Source organism: Streptomyces macrolidinus (assembly GCF_023887685.1).
GTDB lineage: Bacteria > Actinomycetota > Actinomycetes > Streptomycetales > Streptomycetaceae > Streptomyces > Streptomyces macrolidinus.
Map to the genome: position 1 here is coordinate 1 of NZ_JAMWMR010000032.1, position 19,275 is coordinate 19,275.

Sequence of the window (19,275 nt, forward strand, 5' to 3'; positions counted from 1 at the left end):
TAGTCCTGGGGCACTCGGGGGTCGAACCGCACGGAACCGGCCTGCCTTCCTGGTGACCCATGCGTAAACAGCTCCTTCTCCTGTTTGTCGGGATGCCAGAACCGAGTGCAACTGGTGCAGTACCAGAACCAGTTGCCGGGGTCACGATCAGTGATCCTGGTCGTGTCCTTCCACATCAGAGGCGGGTTCGGGCAGCAGGGGCAATGCGGCGGCGTCAGCACCTGAGATGTTCCGTAGGACATGCCATCAGCCTCGTTTCCTTGCCCTGGCATGTCTGGGCGAGGTGCCATAGCCACCTGTTCGGGTGACGGCTGTCCGGGTGGACGGCCTGACCTTGCATCGCGGGGCCCGATTCGGTCGCCCTGAGCCATCGGCGACCGAATCGGGACTTGCCCCGACCCCGCCATGTCCGAATTTCCGTGAGGTCGGGGATTCGGCTGGTCCGGCAGAGGCGGGAGTTCATAGGGGTGTGTCAGTCGTGAGTCCGGAACCGGTGCGACAGGCGCCATTCCTTGATCAGTTGGTCAGCCTGTGCCCGAGCGGCCACGTCCAACGGGTCGATGTACTGCCAGTCGCACCGCCCCGGGTGGCCCTTGAAGATCGTGCATCCCGAGCCCATGGGATTCGACCTCTTCAGGCAGACCTCGACGTCCTCGATCCACTGTGCGACCTCGCCGTCACGCCAGCAGAGGAAGACATCAGTGCACGGGTCCGTGTTCGCGCCACTGCGGAGGAAGGCCGCGTGATGGTCGTGGGGCGCGCCTTCGACCACGCACTGGAACGAATCGAACGGCGCCCAGTCGATGTCCATGTGCGGGGATGGAATCAGCGCCGCACGGACTCGAACGTCGTCGTCCAACTCGACTTCGGCAGTGCACCGGAACATCAGATCCACGCTCCCGGCTCGAACCGGTAGGGGCGAGTGATCACTTCCTGGTAGGTCAAGTGGCCCGGGTTGGCCTTGAGATGACCGGCAGCCCAGTCCGAGCCGTCCTCCTGAGTCTCACTGCCGTCGCTGCGCTGCCCGCACCCCTTGCACACCATGGCGTAGAGGCTGGGGGCGGCTTCCTCGGTCCGGTCAGGCGTCAGCGTGTGCTCACGGAACCGGTACGTTGCCCGCGCCCTCACGCGTCCCTCCCACACGACGCGGCCTCCGGCTCCGGGCACATGCCGTAATGCACGTACGGGCGGCCGGACGGCTCCTCACCGTTCGGCCGCACCCTCCGGACCACCTCCAAACTCCCGAACGGCGTCCGGCACTTGCGGCACTGCTCGCCCTTCGGCGCATAGGTCTTGTACTCGACCTGGAGCGCGTCGGTCTCCTCCTCCACTCGCTGGTGCCTCTCGGGCGGCTGGGATGTAGCTTTGGGCACTGTCGTCAACCCCTTGTCGGTTGGTGACCACGCCCCCGGACGTTCGCCCGTCGCGGGGGTCTCTCGTTAAGTGAACGTCTTTGTCCGACCGGCGACTTGCACACTTCTTGCACAGTCGGCGGGCACAGTGCACGACGTTTTGGGAACATGGATGTGGCAACGTCACCGAGCGGGGAAGACGCCAGGTATGAGCGCTACGCAGGTACCCGGACCAGGCGCGAACGTGGCCGCGCGCCGGAAGGAGCACGGACTGAGCCAAGTAGCCCTCGCCCGAAGGGCAGGGGTGTCGGTGTCTTTACTGAGCAAGATCGAGGTCGGGGACCGGGCGCTCACCCAAGGGGTGGGGGCTGCCATTGCTCGGGCCATGAACCTCACTCTTGATGAACTGCTGGGCAGTGCACCGGAAGCAAACCTGAGTGAACTCAACTACGTCATTCGCAGGTTCGACATCCCAGGAGAACCGCCCGAGCGCCCGGAGAGGCTTCAAGGGGAAGTCGATGGATTGAACCAGCTCCGATGGAACACGGAGCTTTCCAAGGTTCTCCAGAGGCTTCCTGGAGTTCTTGCCCGGGTTACGAACCACGCTCATCTGACGCGACAACCAAAGGCATGGACTTTGGTGGCCGACGTCTATGGGATCGTCTATTGGCTAGCCGCGCGTCACAGGTGGATGCACCTTGCCGAATTGGCCACCATGAAACAGCGCGTAGCGTCTGAACGGGCCGATCCCATTGCGGCCATCGTTGCGGCACGCGATGACGCGGGTACGTTCCTCAACTCAGGCGATTTCTCTGGCGGTCTGGCTGTTATTGACCGTGCGATTGCCCAGGCCGAGTCGACACTCACCGGACGGGATCGCGCGTACGGTCTGGGCATTCTGCATCTGCGAGGCTTGACCCTTGCCGGACGGCTCAGGGACAAGCAGACAACTGATCGCCACATTGCGGCAGCCTGGCGTGCCGCAGGCGAGTTCTCCGAAGATATTGCCGAACATGGAATTCATTTCGGCCCCGAGAACACGGCTACCCACGTAATCTCCACAGCCTCCGACATGGACCAGCACCGCAGGGCATTGGATACCGCAGAAGACTTGATTCGAGAGGGCCTCACTCTCCCGGCAACGCGAGTGGCGCCGCTCTATCTGAACCTCGGACGCTCTCAACTCGCCTTGGGAGACCAGGACAGCACCCTTGGAAGCCTTGAAACGGCGTGGGAGGTGGCTCCCGAAATGGCCGCTGTTCACCCGACATCCCTTGAACTGACCCGAGTTCTGGTATCCAAACACAAGCGGAGTAACGAACGTCTGAGCAGGATTGCTCGGAGGGCCGGTCTCGCTGTCTGATTCCTCACGGACTTTCGGGGACCAGCCCCAGCTTGACCTCCAGACGGACCGAGCGTCACGCTTCCAGTTGCGACGGCCTCCACGGTGCCGGTGGCTGTCCGAACCGTACGGCCCGTGCGAAGAGTTCATCCGCTTCCGGGGTCAGACGCGCGGGCACGCGTTCCCGCTCCCTCGGCCACCGGCCCTGAGACACCGGCAGACCCGGGGAGAATCGCCTGAGGTACCTGACGTGTTGTCATACCGTTGGCCACGGGAACGGGGATGTCTCCCGTTCACCACAAACCAAGGCAAGAGATCTAGCGGCGGCGGCCGGGGCCGCCACCCCCCACAGGAGAGGCCCCGGCCGTCGCACGGTACGGGTCGCTCGGCGGCCCGTACTCTCTACTGCGTCGCGGATGCGTTTTCTGTCACACCCGGCGCTGTCATGGGTCGGCCGTACGGTGTGAGGGACATGGACGGCCGACGGTTTCAACCCGTAACGTGCCTTTCGCGCCGACGCGGACGACCGGTCAACGAGGACCCGGGCCGCCGAAGCGGTGCCGGTACGGGCGCACAGAGGGGCAGTTCGGGGTAGTGGGGGACGACGCGGAGCTGACGGCCGCGGTACTCGCGGCACGGGGCGGGGACGAGACCGCGTTCCGGACCGTGTACCGCGCGGTGCACCCGCGGCTCCTCGGATACGTACGGACGCTGGTGGGTGAGCCGGACGCGGAGGACGTCACCTCCGAGGCGTGGTTGCAGATCGCCCGCGATCTGGAGCGGTTCGACGGTGACGCGGACCGGTTCCGCGGCTGGGCCGCCCGGATCGCCCGCAATCGCGCGCTCGACCACATACGGATGCGGGGGCGCCGTCCCGCGATCGGCGGCGACGAGAGCGAGCTGGCCGGGAAGCCCGCCGAGTCGGACACGGCGGGCGAGGCGCTCGAAGCCCTCGCCACCGGCCGTACGCTCTCCCTCATCGCCCAACTCCCGCAGGACCAGGCCGAGGCCGTGGTGCTGCGCGTGGTCGTGGGGCTGGACGCCAAGAGCGCCGCCGAGACGCTCGGCAAGCGGCCCGGCGCCGTACGGACGGCCGCGCACCGCGGTCTGAAGCGCCTCGCGGAGCTGCTCGGCGCGGGGCCCGGGACGGATTCGGAATCGACCGGCATACTCGGCGCGATGCCTCCCCAGCGGGATGTGCGACGGCGCGCGGTGTCGCCCGCCGGTGTGACGCATTGGCGTTCGCGGACGCAGAAGGACATGTGATGGCCGACGAGCAGTACGAGTGGCTGGACAGCGACGCGGCGGAGCGTCTGCTGCGCGGCGAGCCGCTGGACGCCATCGACGCCGACGCGCGCGCACGCGCCGCGAGGATCGCCGAGGCCCTCGCCGCACTCGCCGGACCGCCCCCGATACCCGAGGTCGAACTGCCGGGCGAGAAGGCCGCGTTGGCCGCGTTCCGGGCCGCCCAGGCGAACGGCGCGGAGACGGCGCCCGCTCGCGCCGCCTCCGTACGGGTGGCCGACGCCGGGGTCGTCCGGCTCGGGGAACCCGGCCGGGGCGGGCGCCGGGTCCGCTGGGTGCGTCCGGTGCGCTTCGGGATGGCCGCCGCGGTGGCCGCCGCGATGGTCGGCGGGGTCGCGGTGGCGGCGGGCACCGGAGTCCTGCCGACGCCGTTCGACCACGAGCCGGGACCCGCCACGTCCGTGTCGGTCGCCGAGACCCCGGAGCGGCTCACCTCCACCCCGACGCCCGGCGACACGGAGACCGAACTCCCGGCGCCGCCGCCCGACGAGAAGAGCGGCGACCCCGAGAAGAACGGCTCCTCCCCCGCCGAGGCGCGCGAGGACGCCACCGCGACCGGGCAGCCGCAGGGCGGCTCCCCCGACGACGCCGCCCAGGACCGGACCCGCGCGTGGTGGACCGCGGTGCGCTCCTCCTGCCGCGACATCGCCGACGGCCGCGAACTCGGCGCGGACCGACGGCGCGACCTGGAGGACGCCGCGGGCAGCAGCGGCCGGATCAGGGCGTTCTGCAAGGGCGTCCTGAACGGCGGCGACGACCGCGGCGGTACGGGCGGCAACCAGGGGCGGGGCAACGGCCACAACGGGAACCAGCAGGGCCGCGGCAACGAGAACGACCAGGGCGACCAGGACGGCAACGGCGGTGACGGCGACAGCCACCAACGCCCCGGCCGCGGCGGCGTGGGCGGCAGGACCGACACCTCGTCCGACACGCACACCCTGGACCCGGTCACGCCGAGCGAGAGCGAGACGGGCCGCCCGAGCCCGGCGTACAGCGCGGTCGCCCGGCCCGCCGGAGCGGCGTCCGCTCTCGCCGACCGGCGCACCACCACCCGCTGACCTGCGGTTTCCCAAGTCTCCCGGCCCGTTTCGCGCCTGCCGTGACGCACGGTGTGACACTTTCGGCCGCCCCGGCGCAGTACTGAGTGAGCCGACTGGTCATCGGCGCTCGCACAGAGCCGGGGTTCCCCCCGTACCCACGGCTCGGTGCATCGGCGCGGGCGGGACACGTTCCCCCGGTCCCGCCCGCGCCCCCGTACCTCTCCTGGACCCCTGGGTCTCACCGATAGACGACGACCTTGTCACCGGTCCGCACCTGGGAGAACAGCGCCGCGATCGCGTTCTCGTCCCGTACGTTCACGCACCCGTGCGAGCCCCCGGAGTAGCCGCGCGCCGCGAAGTCGTACGAGAAGTGCACCGCCTGGCCGCCGCTGAAGAACATCGCGTACGGCATGGGCGAGTCGTAGAGCGTGGACACATGGTGGCGTGACTTCCAGTAGACGCTGAACACACCGTCCCGGGTGGGTGTGGGCTGCGAGCCGAAGCGAACCGCCATCGTCGAGACGGTCCGGCCGTCGATCATCCAGCGCAGTGTCCGGCTCTCCTTGCTGATACACAGCACGCGGCCCGTCAGACAGCGGGCGTCCGGCGCGGCGGCCGGCTGCCCGCCCATCAGATACAGCTCCCACTTGCCCGGTTCATGGGTCATCTGCCGCAGCCGCTGCCAGGTGACGGCGTCGACGGCGCCCGTCCGCGGCAGCCCGCGCTTGCCCTGGAAGCCCTGGACGGCCTTCTCGGTCAGGTCGTCGTACGACCCCGTGGGCCCGTCGAACAGCCAGGCCACCTGCCGCAGCCGGGCCTGCAGCTCGCGGACGCCGGGGCCCGAGTCCCCGCGCTTCCACAGGACGGCGGCCGGGGCAGCGGGCGCGGCACCCGGCGTGCCGCCGCCGGAGCCGGGCGTGGCCTGCGGGATCTCGACATGCACGGGCGAGCGGCCCTGCCCGTCCGTACCCTCGGTGCCCATCGGCTGGGCCTTGCAGGCGGCCGTCGCGGCGAGCACCGCGACCGAGCCGACTGCGACAAGTGCTCTCCCCATGACCTTGGTACGCATACCGCCCCCGTCGTCTCGTCGGTCCGCTCGGTCGCGGTCGACCGGTGTCCATGGGTGCCACCGGCCAGGGTGCCGGTGACATGCTGTCCGCGACAGTCCTTCGAGAGGTTTCCCGCGCGTGACCGTCGGCGAACTACGAGGCATGGTTGTGAGCAAGGTCCCAGTCTGCGGCTCTCCACCGGTCGCGCGGCCACCGCTACAGTCCGTCGCGAGGGCCGTCTGTACTGGCCGGTAACGAAGCCAGGTCACCGAAGCCAGATCACCAAGCCGAGTATTCGAAGCAACGCGGAGGCACAGAGCATGGCGCGCGAGTCGGAGTCCGGACTGCCCATCGAGCCGGTGTACGGGCCAGCGGCCCTGGACGGCTGGGATCCGGCCGAGAAGCTGGGCGAGCCGGGCGCGTACCCGTTCACCCGGGGGGTGTACCCCTCGATGTACACGGGGCGCCCGTGGACGATGCGCCAGTACGCGGGCTTCGGCACGGCGACGGAATCCAACGCGCGCTACCGGCAGTTGATCGCCAACGGCACGATGGGGCTGTCGGTGGCCTTCGACCTGCCCACCCAGATGGGCCATGACTCCGACGCGCCGATCGCGTCCGGCGAGGTCGGCAAGGTGGGCGTGGCGATCGACTCCGTCGAGGACATGCGGGTGCTGTTCGGCGGAATCCCGCTGGACAAGGTGTCCACGTCGATGACGATCAACGCGCCGGCCGCCGTCCTGCTCCTGCTCTACCAACTGGTGGCGGAGGAGCAGGGCGTCCCGGCCGACCGGCTGACCGGCACGATCCAGAACGACGTGCTGAAGGAGTACATCGCCCGCGGCACCTACATCTTCCCGCCGAAGCCGTCGCTGCGGCTGATCGCCGACATCTTCAAGTACTGCAGGACCGAGATCCCGAAGTGGAACACGATCTCGATCTCCGGCTACCACATGGCGGAGGCCGGGGCGTCGCCCGCGCAGGAGATCGCGTTCACGCTGGCCGACGGCATCGAGTACGTGCGCACGGCGGTCGCGGCAGGCATGGACGTGGACGACTTCGCGCCGCGCCTGTCGTTCTTCTTCGTGTCCCGCACGACGATCCTGGAGGAGGTCGCCAAGTTCCGCGCGGCGCGCCGGATCTGGGCGCGGGTGATGCGCGAGGAGTTCGGCGCGAAGAACCCCAAGTCGCTGATGCTGCGCTTCCACACGCAGACGGCGGGGGTCCAACTGACCGCGCAGCAGCCCGAGGTGAACCTCGTCCGGGTCGCGGTGCAGGGCCTGGCGGCGGTGCTCGGCGGTACGCAGTCGCTGCACACGAACTCCTTCGACGAGGCGATCGCGCTGCCCACCGACAAGTCCGCGCGGCTGGCGCTGCGTACGCAGCAAGTACTGGCGTACGAGACGGACGTGACGGCGACGGTGGACCCGTTCGCGGGCTCCTACGTCATCGAGAAGATGACGGACGACGTGGAGGCGGCTGCCGTCGAACTGATGGACAAGGTCGAGGAGTTGGGCGGCGCGGAGGCGGCGATCGAGCGCGGCTTCCAGAAGAGCGAGATCGAGCACAACGCGTACCGCATCGCGCAGGAGACCGACGCGGGCGAGCGGGTGGTCGTCGGCGTCAACCGCTTCCAGCTCGACGAGGAGGAGCCCTACGAGCCGCTGCGCGTCGACCCGGCGATCGAGGCCCAGCAGGCCGAGCGCCTCGCGAAGCTGCGCGCGGAGCGCGACCAGGCGGCGGTGGACACGGCGCTGGCCGATCTGAAGAAGGCCGCGGAGGGCACGGACAACGTCCTCTACCCCATGAAGGACGCGCTGAAGGCCCGCGCGACGGTGGGCGAGGTGTGCAACGCCCTGCGCGAGGTGTGGGGGACGTACGTACCGTCGGACGTCTTCTGAGCCGACCGGTCACCACGCGCGGCACCGGGACACCCGGCACCGGAACCAGCGGTTCCGAGGCCGGGTGTCCCGTACCCGGATGTTGCGTACCGGCCGCGTCTGTCAACTCACCTTGTCCGCCAGCTCCTTGAACTGGCTCCACGGCAGCGACGGGGTTCTCGCGTCCCACAGCTTCTGGGCCGTCGCCCGCAGCGGCATACGGATCCCGGACGCCACCTGCTCCTGGGTCTGCGCGCCCGCGCGGTCGGACCAGACCGCGAACACGCCGCCGAGGATCTGCGCGTCGTAGCGCTCGGGCACCGCGGTCGTGCCGCGCAGGACGCGCGGGGTCCACTGCTCGTAGATCCGCTGACCCGTGGGGTAGACGAAGGTCTGCGGCTCGCCGAGGACGTAGTAGAGGAACTCGTCGTTGTAGTTGATCATCTTGCGGCCGGTGCCCAGATACTCCGTGGGCTGCCGGGCGCCGATCTCCTTGCCGGTCCAGTACGCGACTTCGAGGTCCTGGTCCGGTGCCACCCCGCTCGACCGGTAGAAGCCGTCGTTCCACGCGCGCATCGTCCGGCCGTGCCCGCGCATCGTGCGCGCGCGGTCGTTCATCCAGCCGGTCGCGAGGTCCGCGACACCGGCCCGCGGCCCGAACCTGTCCCGCGCCGCGGCGGCGAGCTGCGGGAAGGACGCGGCCGGGTCGGACACCGTCAGGGCCTGGTACTCGTCGCCGCCCAGGTGCCAGTAGGAGCCGGGGAACAGCTCCGCGTACTCGTTCAGCAGATCGTCCACGATCTTCGCGGCGGCGGGCTTGGAGATGTCGATCGCTCCGCGCACGGGGGCGCCGGAGGCGTTGCGCAGTTGGAGGTCGGGGTGCGCGGCGAGCACCGCGCCGAGGTGGCCTGGCGAGTCGATCTCGGGCACCACGGTGATGTGCCGGCTGGCGGCGAGGTCGACGATCCGCTTGACCTCCGCCTTGGTCAGATGCGGCGAGGAGACGATCTCGGGGTGCGAGGAGGACTCGATACGGAAGGCCTGGTCGTCGGAGAAGTGCAGCCCGAGTTCGTTGTACTTCAGATCGCCCAGCTCCCGTACCCGGTCCTCGATCCAGCCGGCCGAGTAGGGCTTGCGCGCGATGTCGACCATGAACCCGCGCCGGGGCTTGGCGGGCGCGTCGCGCACGACGCCCTCCTGGGCCGTGCCGCCGCCGCGCACCTCCTGCTTGAGGGTGCGGGTGCCGTAGAAGACGCCCGCCTCACCCGGACCGGTGATCTTCACCCGGTTCTTCTCGACCGCCATCGTGTACGACTCGCGGTCGCCGCTCCCGGCCACGTCCAGTTCGACGTCGCCGTCCCGGGCGCCCTCGCGCCCCGCGTACGCCATCCCCAGCTCGTCGGCCAGCAGCCTGCCCGTGCCGGCGAGGGAGTCGCTGCCGACGACCACCCGGGAGCCGGAGCCGGGCCGCCAGCCCGGACCGTGCGCGGGGACGTGCTCGCGGACGGCGGGGACGGTGCGCGGGGTGTGGGAGAGGGGGTAGGTCGCGGAGGCCGTGCCCAGCGAGGCACCGGACCCGTTCGGCGAGCGGTCGCCGGAGGGCCAGAGCGCCACGGTCACGGCGACGGCACCCGCGACGACGGCCGCGCCGCCCAGCAGCAACCCGTTGCGCCTCCGGGACGTCTTCCTGTCCGGAACCCGTCGCCTGCGGCCGGTCACCGCGTCCCACCTCTTCCTGTGAACGGCCCTGTCCCGACCGTTGTCCCGACCGTGTGTCTCCGTCGTGCCTGACCTGCCACACCCGCCCGTATGCGCATTCGTCCGACTGTGTCCCGCATGTCACTCACCTCCGTACATGACCCCCTCTCCGAACCTATGGCCCCTGTCCGCTCCGCCTGTCCACCAGACGTTCCGAACCTCTTCCGTACGGGTGAAATCCTCCCCGTCGACGGACCGTCGACCGGCCGCCGTCGCTAACGTGACGCCGCGTCCCCCTCGTCCTCCCCTGCCGACCCGCATGTCCCGTTCCCAGGACGTCATGCACGCCACTCGCCGAGGATCCACGCTGCCTTCGCACCGTCTTCCGTCCCTCCCCGGCCGCACCGCCACGCCCGCGCGCCACCGTATACAGGCCCCGCCCGACCTGGAGCGGTTCAACTCCGCGGCCGTCGGCGAGGCCCGGCGCGCCCTGCTGAGCTGCTGCGGCAGCCTGCGCTGGGCCCGTCGCGTCGCCGAGCACCGCCCCTACCCGGACGTCGACTCCCTGCTGGCCGCGGCCGACGAGGCGGCGTACGACCTCACGCCCGCCGACCTCGCCGAGGCCCTGGCCACCGAGCCGCTGACCCTACTTCCCGACGGCGTGTACTCCGCGGCCCACATGGCTCTGAGCGCGGCGCACGCGGCCTACGAGAGTCGGTTCGGGCACACGTTCGTCATCTGTCTGGATGACATCGCGCCCGAGGAGGCCGCCGACCAGGTCCTGTTCGCCATCCGGTGCCGCCTCGCGAACGACCGGGAGGAGGAGCGGCTGCTCGCCGCCGAGGAGCTGCGCCGCCTGGCCCGGGGAAGGCTGACACGCCTGGTGCGCGGAGCCCGGGGACACCCCGCGGCGCACCGTACCCCCTCCGGCCCTTGACGCGCCGCGCCCCACAGGAATCGGACGACACGATCGGCGCGATCCGCGCCGTATCCCCGCATACCCCCAGGAATCGCCCGGCCATAACACCGCGAATAGCCCGTACGTGCCCCTTTGCATGCCAGTTTGATCACACAGCCAGACCCGCCGTGAGCCCCATGGCCGGCCGTCGCTAGGATGCTGGGGGCCGGTGGACCGTACCCGGCCGGGCCCGACCGACACAGAAGCCGGCGCGGCCCTAGTCCCCGCTCCCGGAGGGTTCTTCCGTGCCGGCTGGAACGCTGTACCGCGGCCGGGAAGGAATGTGGTCCTGGGTGGCTCATCGAGTCACCGGCGTCCTCATCTTCTTCTTCCTGTTCGTACACGTGCTGGACACCGCTCTCGTGCGTGTCTCCCCCGAGGCCTACGACAGGGTCGTGGCCACGTACAAGACGCCGATCGTCGCCGTGCTCGAATACGGTCTGGTCGCCGCCATCCTCTTCCACGCTCTGAACGGTCTGCGCGTCATCGCCGTCGACTTCTGGTCGAAGGGCCCGCGCTACCAGAAGCAGATGCTCTGGACCGTGATGGGCGTCTGGGTCGTGCTGATGCTCGGGGCCATCTACCCCGTCCTCGGCCACGCCGCTCGTGAACTGTTCGGGAGCTGACGCACATGTCCACGACTGAGACCACCGCTTCCGGCATCGGCCCCGTGGAGGGCGCCGCGCTGTACGACGTCGACAACCCGGCGCCGGTCATCGAGCCGCCGCGCAAGCGCACCAAGAAGACCCCGAAGTCCACCCGCGGCAACTTCGAGATGTACGGCTGGCTGTTCATGCGCCTGTCCGGCATCGTGCTGGTCGTCCTGGTCCTCGGCCACCTGCTCATCCAGCTCGTCCTCGACGGCGGCGTCTCCAAGGTCGGCTTCGCCTTCGTGGCCGGCCGCTGGGCGTCCCCGTGGTGGCAGATCTGGGACCTCGCGATGCTGTGGCTCGCGATGCTGCACGGCGCCAACGGCCTGCGTACCGTCATCAACGACTACGCGGAGCGGACCAACACGCGCCTGTGGCTGAAGGGCCTCCTGTACACCGCCACGGTGTTCACCATCCTGCTGGGCACGCTGGTGATCTTCACCTTCGACCCGAACATCCGCTAGGCACGGGGCTGCGAGAATCATGAAGATCCATAAGTACGACACCGTCATCGTCGGCGCCGGTGGCGCCGGCATGCGCGCCGCGATCGAGGCGACCAAGCGCAGCCGCACCGCCGTGCTGACGAAGCTCTACCCGACCCGCTCCCACACGGGCGCCGCGCAGGGCGGCATGGCCGCCGCGCTGGCCAACGTGGAGGAGGACAACTGGGAGTGGCACACCTTCGACACGGTCAAGGGCGGTGACTACCTGGTCGACCAGGACGCCGCCGAGATCCTGGCGAAGGAGGCCATCGACTCCGTCCTCGACCTGGAGAAGATGGGCCTGCCGTTCAACCGGACGCCCAACGGGACGATCGACCAGCGCCGGTTCGGCGGTCACTCCCGCAACCACGGCGAGGCGCCGGTCCGCCGGTCCTGCTACGCGGCCGACCGCACCGGCCACATGATCCTCCAGACGCTGTACCAGAACTGCGTCAAGGAGGGCGTGGAGTTCTTCAACGAGTTCTACGTCCTCGACCAGCTCATCACCGAGGTGGACGGCGTCAAGCGGTCCGCCGGTGTGGTCGCCTACGAGCTGGCCACCGGTGAGATCCACATCTTCCAGGCCAAGGCCGTGATCTACGCGTCCGGTGGCTGCGGCAAGTTCTTCAAGGTCACCTCCAACGCGCACACGCTGACCGGTGACGGCCAGGCGGCGGTCTACCGCCGGGGTCTGCCGCTGGAGGACATGGAGTTCTTCCAGTTCCACCCGACCGGCATCTGGCGCATGGGCATCCTCCTGACCGAGGGTGCGCGCGGCGAGGGCGGCATCCTTCGCAACAAGGACGGCGAGCGCTTCATGGAGAAGTACGCGCCGGTCATGAAGGACCTCGCCTCGCGTGACGTCGTCTCCCGCTCCATCTACACGGAGATCCGGGAAGGCCGCGGCTGCGGCCCCGAGGGCGACCACGTCTACCTCGACCTCACGCACCTGCCGCCGGAGCAGCTCGACGCCAAGCTGCCCGACATCACCGAGTTCGCCCGTACCTACCTGGGTATCGAGCCGTACACGGACCCGATCCCGATCCAGCCCACCGCGCACTACGCGATGGGTGGCATCCCGACGAACGTCGAGGGTGAGGTCCTCTCGGACAACACCACCGTCGTCCCGGGCCTGTACGCGGCCGGCGAGGTCGCCTGCGTCTCCGTCCACGGCGCGAACCGTCTCGGCACCAACTCGCTGCTGGACATCAACGTCTTCGGCCGTCGCGCGGGCATCGCCGCCGCCGAGTACGCGCAGAAGGCCCACTACGTCGAACTGCCGGAGAACCCGGCGCAGTTCGTCGTGGACCAGATCGAGCAGCTCCGCGCGTCGACGGGCACGGAGCGCGTGGCGGAACTGCGCCGCGAGCTGCAAGAGACCATGGACGCGAACGTCATGGTGTTCCGCACCGAGCAGACGATCAAGACGGCGGTCGAGAAGATCGCCGAGCTGCGGGAGCGCTACAAGAACGTGGCGATCCAGGACAAGGGCAAGCGGTTCAACACGGACCTGCTGGAGGCCGTCGAGCTGGGCAACCTGCTGGACCTGGCCGAGGTCATGGCCGTGTCGGCCCTGGCCCGCAAGGAGTCCCGCGGTGGTCACTACCGCGAGGACTACCCGAACCGAGACGACGTCAACTTCATGCGCCACACCATGGCGTACCGCGAGGTGGGCGACGACGGCACCGAGTCCATCCGGCTCGACTACAAGCCGGTCGTCCAGACCCGCTACCAGCCGATGGAGCGTAAGTACTGATGGCAACCCCTGTTCTGGACAAGGCGGAGGCAGAGGCCCAGGCCAAGGCTGCCGCCCTCATCACGGTCACCTTCCGGGTCCGCCGGTTCAACCCGGAGGTCTCGGCGGAGTCGGTCTGGCAGGACTTCCAGCTCCAGATCGACCCCAAGGAGCGCGTCCTCGACGGTCTGCACAAGATCAAGTGGGACCTGGACGGCACGCTGACGTTCCGCCGTTCCTGCGCCCACGGCATCTGCGGGTCGGACGCCATGCGGATCAACGGCAAGAACCGGCTGGCCTGCAAGACGCTGATCAAGGACATCAACCCGGCCAAGCCGATCACGATCGAGCCCATAAAGGGCATGACGGTCCTCAAGGACCTGGTCGTGGACATGGAGCCGTTCTTCCAGGCGTACCGGGACGTGATGCCCTTCCTGATCACGAAGGACACGAACGAGCCGACGCGTGAGCGTCTTCAGTCGGCGGAGGACCGGGAGCGCTTCGACGACACGACGAAGTGCATCCTGTGCGCCGCCTGCACCTCGTCGTGCCCGGTGTTCTGGAACGACGGCCAGTACTTCGGTCCGGCCGCCATCGTCAACGCCCACCGCTTCATCTTCGACTCGCGTGACGAGGCCGGTGAGCAGCGGCTGGAGGTGCTGAACGACAAGGACGGCGTGTGGCGTTGCCGCACGACCTTCAACTGCACCGACGCCTGCCCGCGTGGCATCGAGGTGACGAAGGCGATCCAGGAAGTGAAGCGTGCGCTGATCACGCGCCGCCTCTGACCCTCGCGGTCCCAGCGTGACATGGGCCCCGCTCCGGTTCGTACCGGAGCGGGGCCCATGTGCGTTGCGGCACAGGCCAGTTGACGAGTTGAACGCGTTCAAAAGGAGCGCTACAGTCTTCTCGACAGCGTTTTGAACGCGTTCAAGAAGGGGTGGGGGCATGGATCTCACGGTCATCGCTTACGTCATCTATCTGCTGGTCAGCGTCGCCCTGACGGTCTGGGTGGCACGCACGCTCAGCCGCAACGGACGGATCTTCCTCGAGGACGTCCTGCACGGGAACGAGAAGCTCGCGGACGCCGTCAACCATCTGCTGGTGGTCGGCTTCTACCTCGTCAACCTCGGGTTCGTCGCGCTGTATCTGCACGGCCAGGACACCATCGAGGACACCCGCGGCGTCTTCGAGGCCCTGTCGACCAAGATCGGCGTGGTGCTGCTGGTCCTCGGGGTGATGCACCTGGGCAATGTGTTCGTGCTCAACAAGATCCGGCGGCGCGGTGTGCTGGAGCGGGAGCAGATCCCGCCCGTGGAGCCGCAGGGCTGGGTCACACCCTCGACGGGGGCCTGAGCCGTGACGGCCACGGAGGTCACCGAGGTCCGGGGCGCCGCGCGCGTCCCGGTCCGCGGGCTCACCGTCCTGTACGACGCCGAGTGCGCGCTGTGCGTCTTCGTCCGCGACTGGCTGGTGCGGCAGCCGCAGTTGGTGCCGCTGGAGCTGGTTCCGGCCGGTTCGCCGGAGGCCCGGCGGCGCTTGCCGGGGCTCGACCACGGCGCCACCCTGGAGGAGATCACCGTCGTCGCGGACGCCGGTCAGATCTACCGCGGCTCCGCCGCCTGGGTCGTCACCCTGTGGGCACTGCGTGAGCACCGGGCCCTCGCCCACCGGCTGTGCACACCGGCGGGCGCCCGGCTCGCCAAGGGCGCGGTGCTGGCGGCGGCCAAGTGGCGCGGGGCGCGGAAGGGCGAGGCCTCGCGGGGTGGCGGCGACTCCCGATCCCGCGGGGCGCCGACGGGCGGAGCCCCGTGGGGCGGCCGGGCCTACCGGTCCGCCGAGGGCTGGACCTACACCCCGGCGCGCGGGTGGACGTACACCGAGCCCGACTGTGACGGCGGCACCTGCGTCACTCGTTAGGCTCTGTGTTCGTGCCTGCGAAGAACGACCGAGCCGACGAGGGCCCCGCGCCCACCAAGTCCGAGCAGACCCGCGCGCTCATCCTGGAGACCGCGATGCGGTTGTTCCAGGAGCGCGGCTACGACAAGACGACGATGCGGGCGATCGCCAAGGAGGCCGGGGTCTCCGTCGGGAACGCCTACTACTACTTCGACGGCAAGGAGCACCTGATCCAGGGCTTCTACGACCGGATCGCCGCCGAGCACCGGGTGGCGGTCCGGGAGGTCCTGGCGCGGGAGACCGACCTGGAGTCGCGGCTCGCGGGCGTTCTGAAGGCCTGGCTGGACATCGCCGCGCCGTACCACGAGTTCGCGGTGCAGTTCTTCAAGAACGCCGCCGATCCGGACAGCCCGCTCAGCCCCTTCTCTCCCGAGTCGGAGCATGCGCGCGTGGAGGCCATCGGTGTGCACCGGGAGGTGCTGGCGGGGGCGAAGACGAAGGTGCCCGCGGAGCTGCGGGACGTGCTGCCCGAGCTGATGTGGCTCTCGCAGATGGGGCTCGTCCTGTACTGGATCTTCGATCGGACCGAGGGGCGCGAGCGCAGCTACCGGCTGGCCGCGCGCGGCGCCCGCCTCACCTCGCGGGGTGTCGCGCTGGCCCGCTTCCGGGTGCTGCGGCCCCTCGTCCACGAGGTGCACGAGCTGTTCACGGACTTCCTGCCGGGGATGACGAAGGTGCTCCCCGACCCGTCCGCGCGCCGCGAAGCCCCCGCCCCGGACGAGCGCCCCTGAACCACCGGGTTCCGCTGCGGGACCGGCCCCGGCCTCAGAGATCACCCGTGTGGGTCGGATACTGGCAAGAGCACGGCAGCCCCACGCGAAGGACAGCGACCGATGAAGCTCAACCGTCCCGTCTCCTGGTTCCTGACCCTCTTCGGCGCCTGGTCGTGGGTGATCTGGACCACGTTCGTCAAGAACCTCTCCCATGACGCCAGCGGCCTCGCCTTCGAGAACGGCAGTCCGACGGCGTACTTCTGGGTGCACCTGACGCTCGCCATCGTGTCGTTCCTCCTCGGCACGGCGATCGGCGTGATCGGCCTGCGGAGCCTGCGCGCGCTCCGCCGCGAACGCCTCGGCTCACACTGACGTCCCAGCTCACGATGGGCGGTCGTCGTGGACGACCGTGATGTGGTGGTCGGGGCCGGGGGTCTCCAGTTCGTCGATCACGGCGACCGCCAGATCCTCGGCGCTGATCCATGACCGGCCGTCGGCGGCCGTGAGCAGGGTGTCGGTGCCGCGCCGACAGCGGCCGGTCCGCTCACCGGGTTCGAGCACGGCGGGCGGGCTCAGATAGACCCAGTCGCGCAGGGCATGGTCCTGGCAGGCGCGCAGTTGCGCGACCCCGGCTGCGGCGACGGGCCGCCAGGCGGCGGGCACATAGGTGGGGTTGTCCGCGACCAGCAGCCCGGGATCGCCGGGGCTGCGCAAGGCGCCCGCGCCGCCGACCACGAGGACGCGGCTCCCGGACTCGGCGGCGGCGTCCAGCACCGTACGGGTGGCACCGACCAGGAACTCCTGGTCGGCCGGGTGGGTCCGCACCGCGAGGACGGCGGCGTCCACGGTTCCGTGCGCACCGCAGAGCGCCTCCCGTACGGCGTCCGCGTCGGTCACGTCGACCGCGACCGGCGTCACGCGCGGGTCGTCGCTCCCAGGCTTCCGGGACAGGGCGAGCACCCGGTGTCCGCGTGCGCGGGCCTCGGTGATCAAGCGGCTGCCCACCATCCCGGTGGCGCCGAGCACCGCGATCTTCATACCTGCCGTCATCGAACCGCTCCTCATCGCTTCCGCCGTCGTCATCGCGCCCGCGCTCCCCGGATCTCCTCCGCCGTTCGCTCTTCTCGTACGGGCACGGGGTCTGCCGTGCGGTGTGCCCGACGGCCCAGCGGATTCGGGGAGTTGAGCTGGGCGGCGAGCAGGGCCGCCAGGGCGAGGGCGAAGCCGAGGCTCTGCGTGAGGCTCAGCGACTCGCCGAGTGCGACGACGCCGACGATGGTCGCGACCAGCGGAGACACCAGCACCAGCGGCGCGGACGCGCCCACCGGCAGCTTCCCGACCCCCCGGAACCACAGCGTGTACGCGATCAGGCCGCTCATGCTGCCGAGCCACAGATAGCCGCCGACCGCTCCGCCGTCGAGCTGCCGCGGCACACCCTCGACCGCGAGGGTGAGCGGGAGCAACAGCAGCCCGCCGACGCTCAGTTGCCAGCCCGCCAGGGCCATGGGTCCGACTCCCGCGGGGCGGCCCCAGCGCTTGGTGAGGACGACACCGGCGGCCATGGTGGCCGTACCGCCGAGACCGGCGATCACGCCGACGGCGTCCAGCTTCGCCGCCGGGCCGAGCACGACGAGCCCGACGCCGAGCACACCGATCACGCCCCAACCCAACCGCCAGGCCGTGGGCCGGTCATGGAGTGCCACCATGGCCAGCCCCGCGACCAGCAGCGGCTGGGCGGCGCCGAGGGTGGCGGCGACACCGCCGGGCAGTCGCTCCGCCGACAGGAACAACAGGGGGAAGAACGCGCCTATGTTGAGCGCGCCGAGGACGGCGGACTTCCACCACCACTCGCCGCGCGGCAGTACCCGGGTGAGCGCCAGCGCGAGCAGCCCGGCCGGTAAGGCACGCATCAGCCCGGCGAACAACGGGTGGCCGGGCGGCAGCAGTTGCGTGGTCACGGCGTACGTGGTGCCCCAGGAGGCGGGAGCGAGAGCGGTCAGCGCGAGGGTGGCCACCGGCAGCGTGCGCGAAGACGTCGAGGGGTTCATGTCACGAGTCTGCGCGCCCCCTTGTCCATGAGTCCAACACATGCTTGTCATCGCAGCCATGAACGAAGACGATGGCCGGATGGATCTCCAGCAGATGCGCTACGTCGTCGCGGTCGCCGAAACCCGTAACTTCACCCGCGCCGCGGAGCGCTGCTTCGTGGTGCAGTCGTCCCTCAGCCACCGGATCGCCGGTCTGGAACGGGAGTTGGGGGTCAAGCTGTTCGCCCGCTCCAGCCGCCGCGTCGAACTGACCAGCGCCGGGGAGGCGTTCCTCGTCGGCGCGCGTGAATGCCTGGCCGCCGCCGACCGCGCGGTCGCGGGTGCCGCCGCCGCGACCGGCGTGGTGCGCGGCCGGCTCGCGGTCGGCGTGATCGTGACCACGGCCGCCGTCGACGTACCCGAAGTGCTGACGCGGTACCGCGACCGGCACCCGGACGTCCGTGTCCTGCTGCGTTTCAAGGACAGCACCGATCTGGTGGCGGCGATCCGGGACGGCGACCTGGACATCGCCTTCCTCGGTCTGCCGGAGAGCGAACGGCTCACCGGTGTGGAGTCCGTCGTCCTCGACCGCGACAAGCATGTGCTGGTGGTACCGGCCGGGCATCGGCTCGCGGGTGCTTCCCAGGTCACGCTGCGCGAGATCGCCGAGGAGACGTTCGTGGACTTCGCGCACGGGTCGCCCGGCCGGACCCAGTCCGACGAGGCGTTCGCCGCCGCGGGCCTGGTCCGCGATGTCGCCTACGAGGCCACTGCCGTCGATCTGATGACACGGCTGGTCGCGCGCGGGCTCGGCGTCGCGCTGCTGCCGTCGGCGTTCATCCGGCCGCGGGCCGCGGGCGACCCCGACCTGGCGCTGGTCCCGGTGGTCGACGGGCCGCGGCGGATCGAGTACGTGGCGTGGAGCCGGTTCAACCCGAGCCCGGCCACCCGGGCGATGCTCGACGTCCTCGGCGTCGCCGCGCGGCCATGAGCCGTACGCGCGGCGGCGGTTGACGTGGCGCGAAGGCGATCGTGTGGCGCGAACCCGTGCACCGGACCCGAAGTAACCGGGACGCGGCGGGACT

Annotated in this window: 20 protein-coding genes; 14 read left to right on the top strand and 6 right to left on the bottom strand. The window is 69.9% G+C overall.

Going from position 1 to position 19,275, the window contains the following annotated elements; genetic code table 11:
• Window positions 1-472: 472 nt before the first annotated feature.
• Together NGF19_RS26120 and NGF19_RS26125 are read right to left on the bottom strand one after the other, a co-directional pair.
• On the bottom strand, window positions 473-886 hold the full coding sequence (locus tag NGF19_RS26120) for a hypothetical protein (RefSeq protein WP_252427956.1): 414 nt from the start codon (window positions 884-886) through the stop codon (window positions 473-475).
• On the bottom strand, window positions 886-1,128 hold the full coding sequence (locus tag NGF19_RS26125) for a DUF7848 domain-containing protein (protein WP_252427957.1): 243 nt from the start codon (window positions 1,126-1,128) through the stop codon (window positions 886-888). Before NGF19_RS26125 ends, NGF19_RS26120 begins: the two co-directional genes overlap by 1 nt.
• A 432-nt stretch (window positions 1,129-1,560) precedes the next feature.
• On the opposite strand from NGF19_RS26125, the gene NGF19_RS26130 reads away from it, so the two are divergent.
• The 3 genes from NGF19_RS26130 to NGF19_RS26140 all read left to right on the top strand — a co-directional run bounded on the left by NGF19_RS26130 (window position 1,561) and on the right by NGF19_RS26140 (window position 5,057).
• Window positions 1,561-2,715 carry a helix-turn-helix domain-containing protein gene (locus NGF19_RS26130; protein ID WP_252427959.1) on the top strand — a complete coding sequence of 385 codons (1,155 nt, stop codon included), beginning with the start codon at window positions 1,561-1,563 and terminating at the stop codon, window positions 2,713-2,715.
• 573 nt (window positions 2,716-3,288) lie between these two features.
• Window positions 3,289-3,960: an RNA polymerase sigma factor gene (locus NGF19_RS26135; protein WP_252427961.1), complete on the top strand. Its 672-nt coding sequence runs from the start codon at window positions 3,289-3,291 to the stop codon at window positions 3,958-3,960.
• Entirely contained in the window at window positions 3,960-5,057 is a 1,098-nt protein-coding gene (locus NGF19_RS26140; protein WP_252427963.1) for a hypothetical protein, read from the top strand. Before NGF19_RS26135 ends, NGF19_RS26140 begins: the two co-directional genes overlap by 1 nt.
• A gap of 220 nt (window positions 5,058-5,277) precedes the next feature.
• On the opposite strand, the gene NGF19_RS26145 is transcribed toward NGF19_RS26140, so the two are convergent.
• On the bottom strand, window positions 5,278-6,093 hold the full coding sequence (locus NGF19_RS26145) for a L,D-transpeptidase family protein (protein ID WP_252427965.1): 816 nt from the start codon (window positions 6,091-6,093) through the stop codon (window positions 5,278-5,280).
• Between the two features lie 315 nt (window positions 6,094-6,408).
• Between NGF19_RS26145 and NGF19_RS26150 the strand changes: the two genes are divergently transcribed.
• Complete coding sequence (locus NGF19_RS26150; protein ID WP_252427967.1) at window positions 6,409-7,989, top strand: acyl-CoA mutase large subunit family protein; 1,581 nt, start codon at window positions 6,409-6,411, stop codon at window positions 7,987-7,989.
• Window positions 7,990-8,091: 102 nt separating this feature from the next.
• On the opposite strand, the gene NGF19_RS26155 is transcribed toward NGF19_RS26150, so the two are convergent.
• A complete protein-coding gene (locus NGF19_RS26155) occupies window positions 8,092-9,687 on the bottom strand; it encodes a beta-N-acetylhexosaminidase (RefSeq protein WP_252427969.1) in 1,596 nt (531 codons plus the stop codon).
• 298 nt (window positions 9,688-9,985) lie between these two features.
• Here NGF19_RS26155 and NGF19_RS26160 point away from each other — a divergent pair, with 298 nt between their 5' ends.
• The 9 genes from NGF19_RS26160 (at window position 9,986) to NGF19_RS26200 (ending at window position 16,535) form a co-directional block, all read left to right on the top strand.
• The gene (locus tag NGF19_RS26160) at window positions 9,986-10,603 is read left to right on the top strand and encodes a 2-oxo-4-hydroxy-4-carboxy-5-ureidoimidazoline decarboxylase (protein WP_252427971.1); all 618 of its coding nucleotides are present in this window, start codon (window positions 9,986-9,988) and stop codon (window positions 10,601-10,603) included.
• A 266-nt stretch (window positions 10,604-10,869) separates the two neighbouring features.
• Window positions 10,870-11,250 (top strand): succinate dehydrogenase, cytochrome b556 subunit, encoded by a 381-nt coding sequence (gene sdhC, locus NGF19_RS26165; protein ID WP_308288552.1) that lies wholly within the window; start codon window positions 10,870-10,872, stop codon window positions 11,248-11,250.
• Between the two features lie 5 nt (window positions 11,251-11,255).
• Window positions 11,256-11,738: a succinate dehydrogenase hydrophobic membrane anchor subunit gene (locus NGF19_RS26170; RefSeq protein WP_252427972.1), complete on the top strand. Its 483-nt coding sequence runs from the start codon at window positions 11,256-11,258 to the stop codon at window positions 11,736-11,738.
• Window positions 11,739-11,757: 19 nt separating this feature from the next.
• Window positions 11,758-13,512 (top strand): succinate dehydrogenase flavoprotein subunit, encoded by a 1,755-nt coding sequence (sdhA, locus tag NGF19_RS26175; protein ID WP_252427974.1) that lies wholly within the window; start codon window positions 11,758-11,760, stop codon window positions 13,510-13,512.
• On the top strand, window positions 13,512-14,279 hold the full coding sequence (locus NGF19_RS26180) for a succinate dehydrogenase iron-sulfur subunit (RefSeq protein ID WP_252427976.1): 768 nt from the start codon (window positions 13,512-13,514) through the stop codon (window positions 14,277-14,279). The genes sdhA and NGF19_RS26180 overlap by 1 nt, the downstream gene beginning before the upstream one ends.
• Window positions 14,280-14,439: 160 nt before the next feature.
• A complete protein-coding gene (locus NGF19_RS26185; protein ID WP_252427978.1) occupies window positions 14,440-14,847 on the top strand; it encodes a hypothetical protein in 408 nt (135 codons plus the stop codon).
• A gap of 3 nt (window positions 14,848-14,850) precedes the next feature.
• Window positions 14,851-15,411: a thiol-disulfide oxidoreductase DCC family protein gene (locus tag NGF19_RS26190; RefSeq protein WP_252427980.1), complete on the top strand. Its 561-nt coding sequence runs from the start codon at window positions 14,851-14,853 to the stop codon at window positions 15,409-15,411.
• A gap of 11 nt (window positions 15,412-15,422) precedes the next feature.
• Window positions 15,423-16,181 (top strand): TetR/AcrR family transcriptional regulator, encoded by a 759-nt coding sequence (locus NGF19_RS26195; RefSeq protein ID WP_252427982.1) that lies wholly within the window; start codon window positions 15,423-15,425, stop codon window positions 16,179-16,181.
• Window positions 16,182-16,283: 102 nt separating this feature from the next.
• On the top strand, window positions 16,284-16,535 hold the full coding sequence (locus tag NGF19_RS26200; RefSeq protein WP_252427984.1) for an SCO4848 family membrane protein: 252 nt from the start codon (window positions 16,284-16,286) through the stop codon (window positions 16,533-16,535).
• Window positions 16,536-16,544: 9 nt separating this feature from the next.
• On the opposite strand, the gene NGF19_RS26205 is transcribed toward NGF19_RS26200, so the two are convergent.
• Both NGF19_RS26205 and NGF19_RS26210 read right to left on the bottom strand, forming a co-directional pair.
• The gene (locus NGF19_RS26205; protein ID WP_252427986.1) at window positions 16,545-17,213 is read right to left on the bottom strand and encodes an NAD(P)-dependent oxidoreductase; all 669 of its coding nucleotides are present in this window, start codon (window positions 17,211-17,213) and stop codon (window positions 16,545-16,547) included.
• Window positions 17,214-17,242: 29 nt separating this feature from the next.
• Window positions 17,243-18,211: an EamA family transporter gene (locus tag NGF19_RS26210; protein ID WP_252427988.1), complete on the bottom strand. Its 969-nt coding sequence runs from the start codon at window positions 18,209-18,211 to the stop codon at window positions 17,243-17,245.
• 79 nt (window positions 18,212-18,290) lie between these two features.
• Here NGF19_RS26210 and NGF19_RS26215 point away from each other — a divergent pair, with 79 nt between their 5' ends.
• Entirely contained in the window at window positions 18,291-19,181 is an 891-nt protein-coding gene (locus NGF19_RS26215) for a LysR family transcriptional regulator (protein WP_252428061.1), read from the top strand.
• The last annotated feature ends 94 nt before the right edge of the window (window positions 19,182-19,275 follow it).

Coding starts and splice junctions, on each gene's coding strand:
- NGF19_RS26120 (WP_252427956.1), bottom strand. CDS start 886: ATGTTCCGGTGCACTGCCGAAGTCGAGTTGGACGACGACGTTCGAGTC.
- NGF19_RS26130 (WP_252427959.1), top strand. CDS start 1,561: ATGAGCGCTACGCAGGTACCCGGACCAGGCGCGAACGTGGCCGCGCGC.
- NGF19_RS26140 (WP_252427963.1), top strand. CDS start 3,960: ATGGCCGACGAGCAGTACGAGTGGCTGGACAGCGACGCGGCGGAGCGT.
- NGF19_RS26145 (WP_252427965.1), bottom strand. CDS start 6,093: ATGGGGAGAGCACTTGTCGCAGTCGGCTCGGTCGCGGTGCTCGCCGCG.
- NGF19_RS26150 (WP_252427967.1), top strand. CDS start 6,409: ATGGCGCGCGAGTCGGAGTCCGGACTGCCCATCGAGCCGGTGTACGGG.
- NGF19_RS26160 (WP_252427971.1), top strand. CDS start 9,986: ATGTCCCGTTCCCAGGACGTCATGCACGCCACTCGCCGAGGATCCACG.
- NGF19_RS26170 (WP_252427972.1), top strand. CDS start 11,256: ATGTCCACGACTGAGACCACCGCTTCCGGCATCGGCCCCGTGGAGGGC.
- sdhA (WP_252427974.1), top strand. CDS start 11,758: ATGAAGATCCATAAGTACGACACCGTCATCGTCGGCGCCGGTGGCGCC.
- NGF19_RS26180 (WP_252427976.1), top strand. CDS start 13,512: ATGGCAACCCCTGTTCTGGACAAGGCGGAGGCAGAGGCCCAGGCCAAG.
- NGF19_RS26185 (WP_252427978.1), top strand. CDS start 14,440: ATGGATCTCACGGTCATCGCTTACGTCATCTATCTGCTGGTCAGCGTC.
- NGF19_RS26200 (WP_252427984.1), top strand. CDS start 16,284: ATGAAGCTCAACCGTCCCGTCTCCTGGTTCCTGACCCTCTTCGGCGCC.
- NGF19_RS26205 (WP_252427986.1), bottom strand. CDS start 17,213: ATGACGGCAGGTATGAAGATCGCGGTGCTCGGCGCCACCGGGATGGTG.
- NGF19_RS26210 (WP_252427988.1), bottom strand. CDS start 18,211: ATGAACCCCTCGACGTCTTCGCGCACGCTGCCGGTGGCCACCCTCGCG.
- NGF19_RS26215 (WP_252428061.1), top strand. CDS start 18,291: ATGGATCTCCAGCAGATGCGCTACGTCGTCGCGGTCGCCGAAACCCGT.